Source organism: Acidovorax sp. Root219 (genome assembly GCF_001428665.1).
Lineage (GTDB): Bacteria > Pseudomonadota > Gammaproteobacteria > Burkholderiales > Burkholderiaceae_C > Acidovorax.
Genome location: NZ_LMIJ01000011.1, coordinates 914,103 through 925,112, shown reverse-complemented (window position 1 = coordinate 925,112; position 11,010 = coordinate 914,103). Strand labels below are relative to the sequence as shown.

7 protein-coding genes are annotated in these 11,010 nt (G+C 66.3%); all 7 read right to left on the bottom strand.

Going from position 1 to position 11,010, the window contains the following annotated elements; genetic code table 11:
- Window positions 1-168: 168 nt before the first annotated feature.
- Window positions 169-1,128 (bottom strand): glutathione synthase, encoded by a 960-nt coding sequence (gene gshB, locus ASE28_RS14995; protein WP_057205282.1) that lies wholly within the window; start codon window positions 1,126-1,128, stop codon window positions 169-171.
- A 74-nt stretch (window positions 1,129-1,202) separates the two neighbouring features.
- Window positions 1,203-2,390, bottom strand: a complete 1,188-nt coding sequence (locus ASE28_RS14990) for a benzoate/H(+) symporter BenE family transporter (protein WP_057267255.1) — start codon at window positions 2,388-2,390, stop codon at window positions 1,203-1,205.
- A 69-nt stretch (window positions 2,391-2,459) separates the two neighbouring features.
- Entirely contained in the window at window positions 2,460-4,328 is a 1,869-nt protein-coding gene (locus ASE28_RS14985; protein WP_057267254.1) for a potassium transporter Kup, read from the bottom strand.
- A gap of 297 nt (window positions 4,329-4,625) precedes the next feature.
- Window positions 4,626-5,921, bottom strand: coding sequence for a glutamate--cysteine ligase (gene gshA, locus ASE28_RS14980; RefSeq protein WP_057205271.1), 1,296 nt, complete (start codon window positions 5,919-5,921; stop codon window positions 4,626-4,628).
- Between the two features lie 89 nt (window positions 5,922-6,010).
- On the bottom strand, window positions 6,011-7,477 hold the full coding sequence (locus ASE28_RS14975; RefSeq protein WP_057267253.1) for a TrkH family potassium uptake protein: 1,467 nt from the start codon (window positions 7,475-7,477) through the stop codon (window positions 6,011-6,013).
- A 6-nt stretch (window positions 7,478-7,483) separates the two neighbouring features.
- Entirely contained in the window at window positions 7,484-8,938 is a 1,455-nt protein-coding gene (trkA, locus tag ASE28_RS14970; protein WP_057267252.1) for a Trk system potassium transporter TrkA, read from the bottom strand.
- 69 nt (window positions 8,939-9,007) lie between these two features.
- Complete coding sequence (locus tag ASE28_RS14965; protein WP_057205286.1) at window positions 9,008-10,288, bottom strand: glutamate-5-semialdehyde dehydrogenase; 1,281 nt, start codon at window positions 10,286-10,288, stop codon at window positions 9,008-9,010.
- Window positions 10,289-11,010 lie beyond the last annotated feature (722 nt).

Below are 11,010 nucleotides of genomic sequence, written 5' to 3'. Positions count from 1 at the left end.
TTTCTCAAAGACCCCAACTTTTTGCAAAGTTCGCTTCGGTCTACCCAAACCGCTGAAAGCACTGCCTGGGCAGTACCTTCAACCGACCGACTCCTGAAGAACAGAGGTCTTGGTAGCGAAGCCCTCGACTATAGCATGAGTTTTTGGGCTGCCGGCAAAGTTGGCCACTTATCGCGCAGGCAAGGCAGCCAGCACCGCCTCCAGCGCATCGATGAACAGCGCCGCCACGTCGCAGCCGGTCTGGTCGAAGATCTCCTGGAAGCAGGTAGGGCTGGTGACGTTGATCTCGGTGACGCAGTCACCGATCACGTCCACGCCGGCCAGCAGCAGGCCGCGCTCCTGCAGGATGGGGCCCAGGGCGTTGCCGATCTTCCAGTCGCGCTCGGAAAGGGGGCGGGCCACGCCTTTGCCGCCGGCCGCCAGGTTGCCACGGACTTCGGTGCCCTGGGGAATGCGCGCCAGGCAGAACGGCACGGGCTTGCCGCCGATGACCAGCACGCGCTTGTCACCTTCGGAGATCTGCGGCAGGAATTTCTGCACCATCACGCTCTCGCGGCCGTCCTTGTTCAGCGTCTCGATGATGCTGCCCAGGTTCAGGCCGTCCGGCCCCACGCGGAAGATGCCCATGCCGCCCATGCCGTCCAGGGGCTTGAGGATGATGTCCTTGTGCTCGGCATGGAAGCTGCGGATGTCTGCCGGGTCGCGCGTGACCAGTGTGGGGCCGATGAACTGCGGAAACTCCATGATCGCCAGCTTCTCGGGGTGGTCGCGCAGCGCCCGGGGTTTGTTGAACACGCGCGCGCCATCGCGCTCGGCCTGCTCCAGCATGTGGGTGGCGTAGAAGTATTCGCTGTCGAACGGTGGGTCCTTGCGCATCAGCACCGCGCCGAAGTCGGCCAGCACCGCGCTGCGCACGGGCTGCTCGGTGTACCAGTCTTGCGGGTGGCCGGTGAGCACGATGTCGCGCACCCGCGCCGTCACCTTGCCGCCGCGCACCCAGCTCACGTCCTGCGGGCCGCACACCGTGATGGTGTGGCCCCGGCGCTGGGCCTCGCGCATCATGGCGAAGGTGGTGTCCTTGTAGATTTTGAAACTGGCCAGCGGGTCGGCGATGAAGAGGATTTGCATGGGCGGGTGGTGGATGGGTGTGAAGAGGGCGTGCGTCCCCAGGGCGGGGACGGGCCCCATATAAGAGGAAGCCGTCAGCCGCCTTGGGCGCGCGAACGCCCGTACTGTTGCACAAATAGCGCAAGGCTGCCTGCGACCACGCCCCAGAAGGCCGAGCCGACACCCGCCACCACCACGCCGCTGAGCGTGACCAGGAAGGTGATGAGCGCCGCTTCGCGGTGCCCCTCTTCGCGCAACGCCGTCGCCAGCCCATTGCCGATGGTGCCCAGCAGGGCGAGCCCGGCGATGGCCACCACCAGTTCGGAAGGGAACGCGGTAAGCAAGCCCGTGATGACCGCGCCGAACAGCCCGATCACCACATAGAGGGCGCCACAGGACACGGCGGCCGTATAGCGGCGTGCGCGGTCTTCATGCGCCTCGGGGCCCATGCACATGGCCGCGGTGATGGCGCTGAAATTCAGGGCAAAGGCACCAAACGGCGCGAGCACCAATGTGCCCAGCCCTGTGAGTGTGAGCAGGCGCGAGATCGGCAGCGGGTAGCCCGATGCACGGATGACCGCCACGCCCGGCAGGTTCTGCGAGGCCATGGTCACCACGAACAACGGGATGGCCAGGCTCACGGTGGCGGCCAGACTGAATTCTGGCGTGGTCCACACCGGCGCGGCCAGCGAAAGGTGCACGGCGGACCAGGCCATCTGCCCGCGCAAGGCCACCCAGGAAATGCCCACAGCCAGCGTGAGGACCACGGCATAGCGCGGCAGCAGGCGCCGGCCCAGCAGGTAGGTGGCCAGCATCAGCAGCACCAGGGGCAGCGCCGTCTGCGCCGCAGTGAAGGCCTGGATGCCGAAACGCGCCAGCACGCCGGCCAGCAGCCCGGCCGCGATCTCCATAGGGATGCGGTTCATGATGCGCTCGAACCAGCCGGTGACGCCGCACAGCGTGATCAGCGCGGCGCTGACCATGAAGGCGCCGATGGCCTCGCCCATGCTGAAGCCACCGGCCAGCCCTGCCGTAGCCAGCACGGCAGCGCCAGGCGTGGACCACGCGATCATGACCGGCATGCGCAGCACCAGTGAGGGCACCAGGGAGCACAGGCCCATGCCCAGCCCCAGCGCCCACATCCATGAGGTGACCTGCCCAGGCGTTGCGTGGAAGGCCTGCGCGGCCTGGAACACGATGGCCACCGAACTCGTGAAGCCCACCAGCACAGCGACGAAGCCCGCCGTGAAGGCCGACAGGCTCAGGTCTTTGAAGAATTGCATGGGCTGGATTCTGGCATTGCACCGGTGTGGTGCATGGCAGGTCCGCGCTTGCCCCCAAAAAATGAAGCGTCAGATCTCGATCTTCGACCCGAGCTCCACGACAGCGTTGTTGGGCAGGTGCAGGAAGTCCGCCGCACCGCTGGCGTTGTGGTGCATCTGGGCAAAGAGCTTCTCGCGCCAGGGGGCCATGCCGCTGCCGATGGTGGGGACGACGGTGTCGCGCGAGAGGAAATAGCTCGTGGTCATGGGCTCCATGCCGCAGCCGCGGCCACGCAGTTGCTCCAGGGCACGGGGCAGGTCGGGGTCGTTCTTGAAGCCGTAGTGCACCACCACCTGCCAGCAATCGTGGCCCAGGGCATCCACCTGCAGGCGCTTGTCCATGCCAATCCAGGGCACCTCATGGCTCTTGACCGTCACGAACAGGTTCTGCTCGTGCAGTACCTTGTTGTGCTTGAGGTTGTGCAGCAGCGCATTGGGCACGACGCCCGTCTCGGCGGTGAGAAACACGGCCGTGCCTTCCACGCGCGTGGGCGGACTGATGAACACCGACTCCAGGAAATCCTTGAGGTCGATGGCATCGGCGCGCAGCTTGTCGTTGACCAGATGGCGCCCTTCCTTCCAGGTCATCATCAGCGTGAAGACGATGCCGCCGATCATCAGCGGGAACCAGCCGCCCGCGAACAGCTTGAGCAGGTTGGAGGCGAAGAAGGCCAGGTCCACCACGAAGAAGCAGCCCGTGGCAGCAACGCACAGCGCCAACGGGTAACCCCAGCCATAGCGGATCACGAAGAAGGTCAGCGTGGTGGTGATCAGCATGTCCAGCGTCACGGCGATGCCGTAGGCCGCAGCCAGGTTGCTCGACGAGCGGAACATCACCACGGCCAGCACGATGGCCACGAACAGGCCCCAGTTCACCAGCGGGATGTAGATCTGCCCCGTGTCACGCACGCTGGTGTGCTGGATATTCAGGCGCGGCAGGTAGCCGAGCTGGATGGCCTGCTTGGTCACGCTGAAGGCGCCGGTGATCAGCGCCTGCGAGGCGATCACGGTGGCCAGGGTCGCCAGCACCACCAGGGGCAACAGCGCCCAGTCGGGCGCCATCATGAAGAATGGGTTCTTCACCGCCTCGGGCTGGGCCAGCAGCAGCGCGCCCTGACCGAAGTAGTTGAGCGTGAGCGCCGGCATGGCCACGCCGAACCAGGCCAGGCGGATGGGGCGCTTGCCGAAGTGCCCCAGGTCGGCGTACAGGGCCTCGGCCCCGGTCACGCACAGCACCACGGCGCCCAGGATGATGAAGCTGGTGCCCGGGTTCGCGAACATGAAGCCCAAGGCATAGTGCGGGCTCATGGCCCACAGGATCTCGGGGTGGGTGACGATGTGGGACACGCCCAGGACCGCCAGGGTGGCAAACCAGACCAGCGTGATCGGCCCGAAGAACTTGCCGATGCCGCTCGTGCCCCGCTTTTGCACCATGAACAGGCAGAACAGCACCACCAGGGTCAGCGGAATCACGTACTGCTTGAAGTGCGGCGAGACCACTTCCAGGCCCTCGACCGCCGACAGCACCGAGATGGCGGGGGTGATGACCCCGTCGCCATAGAACAGCGAGGTGCCGAAGATACCCACGCCGAGCAGCACCCTGCGCAGGCGGGGTTTGTCCTTCACGGCTTGGGAGGCCAGGGCCAGCATGGCGATCAGCCCGCCTTCGCCATTGTTGTCGGCGCGCAGCACCAGCACCACGTACTTCAGGGAGACGATGACCGTCAGGGTCCAGAAGAGGATGGACAGGATGCCGTAAATGTTGTCCTGGGTAAAGGGCACATGGCCGGACCCGAACACCTCCTTGAGCGCATACAGCACGCTGGTGCCGATATCACCGTAGACAACACCGATGGCGCCCAGCGTGAGCGCTGCGAGCGAGGATTTGGAGCTTTGCACTGACCGCGCCCGGCACACGTGGCTGCCGGGGTTCCGTTACTTTTGGGAACGCTATTGTGCTCCTGCGCTGGTGCAGCGGCGCACCAGCCCGGGGCATGTTGCAGCGCAGCAACTTCCCTCTGGCGCGCCTGCGGCAGACGTGGCAGGCGGCCCTCAAGCCTCTTTCCAGTTCTTTCTTTAGAGAGCTGACCCCATACGGTTTTGCATTCAGCCGGATAGCCAGGCGGGGAGACGCAGACAGTGCTGTAGCACGGCAAGGCTCCTCAACGACGCTAGCCGGTTGAAGGCAAAGCCGTATCAGTCGTAGACCTCGGCATCGGGGTTGGTGGCTTCCAGCTCGTAACTGGCCGCCAGCATCGCCAAACGCGCGACCACGCCGTACATGTAAAAGCGGTTCGGCGCGCTCACCCCGGGGCGCATGCCCGGCTGGGGCATGTGCGTGCTGTGCTCGAAGGCCAGGGGCACGAAGCTCGCGCCCGGCGCGTTCAGGTTCTCGTCGATGCCGCGCTCGGCATGCATGCGGTAGAAACCGCCGACCACGTAGCGGTCCATCATGTAGACCACGGGCTCGGCCACGGCATCGTTCACCCGCTCCTGGGTGAGCACGCCTTCCTGGATGATCACGTCGTTGACCACCTGGCCGTCCTTGATGACCGCCATCTTGTTGCGCGTCTTGCGGTTGATCGCGTCCAGCTCCTTGGCGTCGCGCACGGTCATGATGCCCATGCCGTAGGTGCCGTTGTTGGCCTTGACGATCACGAAGGGCTTTTCGTTGATGCCGTATTCCTTGTACTTGCGGCGCACCTTGGTCAGCAGCGCATCCACATGGGTCTGCAGGTTCTCCATGCCGGCACCCTCGGAGAAGTCCACGTCCCCGCACTGGCTGAACATGGGGTTCACCAGCCAGGGGTCGATGCCCAGCATCTTGCCAAAGCGCTTGGCCACCTCTTCGTAGTTCTTGAAGTGGGTGCTCTTCTTGCGCACGCTCCAGCCAGCATGCAGCGGAGGCAGCAGGTACTGCTCGTGGATGTCTTCCAGGATGCCTGGCGCACCGGCCGTGAGGTCGTTGTTGAGCAGGATGGTGCAGGGGTCGAAGTCCTTGAGCCCCAGGCGGCGCTTGGTGCGCACCACCGGCTCCAGGGTCACCGTGTCGCCATTGGGCAGCTCGATCAAGGTGGGCTTCTTGATCTCGGGGCTGATGGAACCCACGCGCACGTTGAGGCCGGCCATGTTGAAGATGCGCTGCAGCTGCACCACGTTCGACAGATAGAAGGTGTTGCGCGTGTGGTTCTCGGGAATGATCAGCAGGTTGCGCGCCTCGGGGCAGATCTTCTCGATGGCGGCCATGGCCGCCTGCACGGCCAGTGGCAGCATCTCCTTGGTCAGGTTGTTCCAGCCGCCGGGAAACAGGTTGGTATCGACCGGGGCCAGCTTGAAGCCGGCATTGCGGATGTCCACCGAGGTGTAGAACGGCGGGGTGTGCTCCATCCACTCCAGCCGGAACCAGCGCTCGATGGCGGGCATGGAGTCGAGCACACGCTGCTCGAGTTCGTTGATCGGCCCGGTGAGGGCCGTGATGAGATGCGGAACCATGGGGAGCCCTCAGAGGAGACGGTAACGATTGCAATCCATTGTAGGGTTGGGGCGTGACCGGTTCTTCGCAAGCCCGGGGCCGCTTTCTTTCAGCGCCGCCAGAACGAGGGAGTGAGCAGCGCCAGAAAGCTCAGGATCTCCAGCCGCCCGAGCAGCATGGCAAAAGTGCAGACCCAGATCTGGAAGTCGGTGAGCACCGCAAAATTCCCTGCCGGCCCCACGCCGCCCAGACCCGGCCCCGCGCAGTTGACACTGGCCAGCACCGCCGAAAACGCGGTCACCGGGTCCAGGTCGGTCAGCAGCAGCAGCATGCTCAGCCCGAAGACCGTGCCACCGTACACCAGCATGAAGGCCAGCACGGAGAAGATCACGCGGTTGTCCACCACGCCGCCGCCCAGGCACACCGGCTGCACGGCACGCGGGTGCACCAAACGGTTCATCTCGCGGCGCGCCTGCTTGACCAGGATCAGCATGCGCACCATCTTGATCCCGCCGCCGGTCGAGCCGGCGCTGGTGGCCACACCCGACAGCAGCAGCATGGACACGGGCGCGAACACCGGCCAGGCCAGGTAGTCCACCGTGGCGTAGCCGGTGGTGGTGGCCAGCGAGATGGTGTTGAACATGCCATGGCGCAGGGCATCGAGCGGCGCGTACACCCCCTTGGCCCAGAGCAGCAGTGACACCACCAGCCCGCCGCCGATCAGCGCGAACAGCGTGGCACGCAGCTCCGGATCTGCCCAGAAGCCGCGCCAGTGCCCCTTGCGAAAGGCCACGAAGTACAGCGCAAAGTTGCAGCTGGCAACCAGCATGAAAAAGATGCAGATGGCTTCGAGCAGCGGCGACTGGAAGTGCCCGAAGCTGGCATCGTAAGAAGACAGGCCGCCCAGGCTCACCGTGGTGAACATGTGCATCAGCGCGTCCAGCGGCGCCATGCCGGCGAGCCAGTAGGCCAGACCGCAGGACACGGAGAACAGCGCATACACCCCCCACAGGCCCTTGGCCGTGCCGGTCATGCGCGGCGTGAGCTTGGCATCCTTGAGCGGGCCGGCGGCCTCGGCCTTGAAAAGCTGGCTGCCGCCTACGCCCAGCAGGGGCAGCACGGCCACCGCCAGGATCAGGATGCCCATGCCCCCCACCCACTGCAGGAAGGTGCGCCACACGTTGACCGACACCGGCAGCGTGTCGAGCCCGCTGAGCACCGTGGAGCCGCTCGTGGTCAGGCCCGACACGGCCTCGAAATAGGCGTGCGTGAACGACATGGGGCGCCCGATATAGTGCCCCGCCAGCATCAGCGGCAGGGCTGCGGCCAGTGGCAGCAGCATCCAGACCAGCGACACCAGCATGACCCCGTGGCGCGGCTGCAGCTCATGGCGAAAGTGGCGCAGGCGCCACCAGAGCCAGGCACCGGCCATGAAGGTGGCGCCCATGGCCTGTGGGTACACCTGCCAGATGCCATCGCGCATCCACAGCGAGACCGCCAGCGGCAGCCCCATGGTCAGCGAGAAGATCATGGCCAGGATGCCCAGCACGCGCAGGACGGGAAACAGGTCCACCATGGCGCGTCAGAAAAAGGTGGCGCTCACACGGAACAGCTTTTCCACCTCGCGCACCAATCGCTTGTGTGGCAGGAAGAACACCACGTGGTCGTTGCTCTCGATCACCGTGGAGCTGCGCGGGATGATGACCTGGGGCTCGCGCAGGTCCTCGGGCGAGACACCGGGCGAATCGGGCAGGCCGCGCACGATGAGGCCCATGTGCACCTCGCCGGGCAACTGCAGTTCGCCGACCATGCGGCCCACCACGCGCGAGCTCTTGCGGTCGCCACGCGCGACGATCTCCAGCGCCTCGGCCACACCCCGGCGCAGGCTGTGCACGGCCTGCACATCGCCTTGGCGCACATAGGCCAGCAACTCGCCGAGCATGGCCTGCGCGGGCGACAGCGCAATGTCGATCTGCGTGCCATGCATCAGGTCGGCATAGCTGCGCCGGTTGATCAGCGCCAGTACCCGGCGCGCACCCATGCGCTTGGCCAGCAGGCAGGACATGATGTTGTTTTCGTCATCGTCGGTGAGCGCCAGGAAGAGGTCAATCTCTTCGATGTTCTCGTCGCCCAGCAGGTCCTCATCGGTGGCGTCGCCCTGCAGCACCAGCGTGTCCGAAGGCAGCAGGGACGCCAGCTCGGTGCAGCGCGGCATGTCGCCTTCGACAATTTTCACGCGAAAGCGCCCGGCCTGTTTCGCCAGCTGGCGCGCCAGGCGCAGGCCCACGCGCCCGCCGCCGGCGATCATGATGCGGCGCACGGACTGCACGGCCGTCGCCCCGCGCCGGTGCAATGCGGCGAGCACGTACGCGATGTGCTCGCTGGCTGCGAGCACGAACACCTCGTCACCCGGCTCGATGCGCGTGTTGCCGTCGCAGGCCACGAAGCGGTCGGGCTCGTCGGGAAAGCGCCGGTAGATGGCCACAATGCGCACCGCCACGTCGGGTGCGCCGGCACGCAGTTCGGCAATGGTGTGGCCCACCATGGGAGCCCCGGTCCGCGCGCGCACCGAGGCCAGGCAGGCCCGACCGCCCGCGAACTCGCGCACCTGCATGGCCTCGGGGTACTCGATGAGCTTGCCGATGTAGCGGGTGAGCGATTCTTCGGGGCAGATGATGCGGTCCACCGCAAAGCCTTCGGGGCCCACCAGCCGCTCGTCGTTGTCGAACCCCGAGGAGCGCACGCGCGCGATGCGCGTGGGGATGTTGAACACGATCTGCGCGATCTTGCAGCACACCAGGTTGGTCTCGTCCTGCGCGGCACAGGCGATCAGCAGGTCGGTGTCGTGCGCGCCGGCCTCGGCCAGCACGGCCGGGTCGATGCCGTTGCCCACCACGCCACGCAGGTCAAAGCGCGACTCCAGGTCACGCAGGCGCTCGGCGTCGGTATCGATGACGGTGATGTCGTTGCGTTCCGACACCAGGCTCTCGGCCACGCTGTGGCCGACACGGCCGGCACCCAGGATGATGATTTTCACGGGAGGATGATGGGTACAGGCGACAGGCGCGTCAAGCCAGCTGCCGCAAGCGGCAGTCAAAGCCGAGCATCAACTGCGCACCTCGCCCTCGCCCAGTACAACGTACTTGAGCGAAGTCAGGCCTTCGATGCCCACGGGACCACGGGCATGGAACTTGTCGGTGCTGATGCCGATCTCGGCACCCAGTCCGAACTCGAAGCCATCGGCAAAGCGGGTGCTGGTGTTGACCATCACACTGGCCGAGTCCACCTCGCGCAGGAAGCGCTGGGCGTGGACGTGATTAGTGGTCAGGATGGCGTCGGTATGGTGCGACGAATAGTGGTTGATGTGCGCGATCGCTTCGTCCACACCCTCCACCACCTTGATGCTGATGATCGGCGCCAGGTACTCCTCGGACCAGTCCTGCTCGGTGGCATCGACCAGCTTGGCGCCGGCCACCGAGGCCAGCAGGGTGCGGCTCTCGGGGCAGACGCGCATCTCCACACCCTTGGCGGCGTACACAGCGCCAATCAACGGCAGGAACTCGGGCGCCACGCCGCGCGCGACCAGCAGGCCTTCGCTGGCATTGCAGGGGCTGTATTTCTGCGTCTTGGCGTTGTCGGCCACCTTGACGGCCATGGCCACGTCGCAGGGGTCGTCCACGTAGGTGTGGCAATTGCCGTCCAGGTGCTTGATGACGGGCACCTTCGCATCGCGGCTGATGCGCTCGATCAGGCCCTTGCCACCGCGCGGGATGATCACGTCCACGAACTGCGGCATGGTGATGAGCTGGCCCACGGCCTCGCGGTCGGTGGTCTGCACCAGCTGCACCGCGTCCTGCGGCAGGCCGGCCTCGGCCAGCGCCAGCTGCACCAGGCGCGCCAGCGCCTTGTTGGAATCGATGGCTTCCGAGCCGCCGCGCAGGATGCAGGCGTTGCCGCTCTTGATGGAGAGGCTGGCGGCCTCGATGGTCACGTTGGGACGGCTCTCGTAGATCATGCCGAACACGCCGATGGGCACGCGCATCTGGCCCACGCGGATGCCGCTGGGCTGCTGCTTCATGCCGATGATCTCGCCGATCACGTCGGCCATGGCGGCCAGCTGTTCGCAGCCTTCGGCGCAGGTGTCGAGCACCTTGGGCGTGAGTTTGAGGCGGTCGACCAGGGGTTCGGCCAGGCCCGCGGCGCGGGCGCGCTCCAGGTCGCGGGCGTTGTCCACCTGCAGTGCGGCGGTGTGCTCGCGCAGCAGGCGCGCCAGGGACCGCAGGGCCTTGTTCTTGACGGCCGCAGGCGCGCGCGCCATGAGGGCGGAGGCGGCCTTGGCCTGGGATCCGAGGGTGTGCGTGTATTCAGCCACGTTGAGCGCGTTCATGGCCCCGATTCTCGCAGAAGCGCCCTGCCCCTGCGCACCCAGGGGCAGGGCATGCGGGCCATGCTCCCGGGCGGTTGCCGCGCCCCGCGCCGACACCCGCACCGGCTCAAGGGGGTCAGTTCAGCGTATGGACGACCTGGTAGCGGCCCGCACGGACCATCTCCGCTGCGGCCGTGGCATCGTCACCCACACCGTAACCCACCACCAGCTGCACACCCTCCAGCCCGCTGAAGTTCAGGCCCGAGGCAATGCGCACAGGGACCGTGCGCGGCAGCGCACCCGACAAGTAGGCAGGAAAGGCTCCGCCGGTGTAGGGCGCCCAGCCATTGGGGCCCAGGAACAGCACGGTCGATCCCGCCAGCGCTGCCACGTAGACGCGGCCCGTCTTGCCGCGGTGCAGTGTCGAGACCGTGGCGCCCACATCCACCGTCACATTGCTCAGGGGGCCGGTCTGCCCGCCGGAGAAGGTGCCGGTGGCGTCCCCCACCCGGCCCGCATCGAACGCCGCCCCGTTGGCCTGCATCACCCGCACGGGGGCGGTAGTTTTGTCGGTGCCGCCCAGGTTGGTGCCTTTGCCCCAGATCCAGACGCTGCCGTCCGTTCCAATCACGCCAGAGATCGCAGACCCCGCCGCTGCGGCCACGACAGGCGGCAGGCCCGCAATGTGCGCGATCTTGGGTACTTCGGTCGAGGGGTTCACCAGGGTGCCATCGCCAAGCTGC

What these genes read in the sequence shown, in the direction of transcription:
- ASE28_RS14975 (WP_057267253.1), bottom strand. Translation starts at nt 7,477, where the DNA reads ATGGTGGACCTGTTTCCCGTCCTGCGCGTGCTGGGCATCCTGGCCATG.
- ASE28_RS14990 (WP_057267255.1), bottom strand. Translation starts at nt 2,390, where the DNA reads ATGCAATTCTTCAAAGACCTGAGCCTGTCGGCCTTCACGGCGGGCTTC.
- gshB (WP_057205282.1), bottom strand. Translation starts at nt 1,128, where the DNA reads ATGCAAATCCTCTTCATCGCCGACCCGCTGGCCAGTTTCAAAATCTAC.
- ASE28_RS14965 (WP_057205286.1), bottom strand. Translation starts at nt 10,288, where the DNA reads ATGAACGCGCTCAACGTGGCTGAATACACGCACACCCTCGGATCCCAG.
- gshA (WP_057205271.1), bottom strand. Translation starts at nt 5,921, where the DNA reads ATGGTTCCGCATCTCATCACGGCCCTCACCGGGCCGATCAACGAACTC.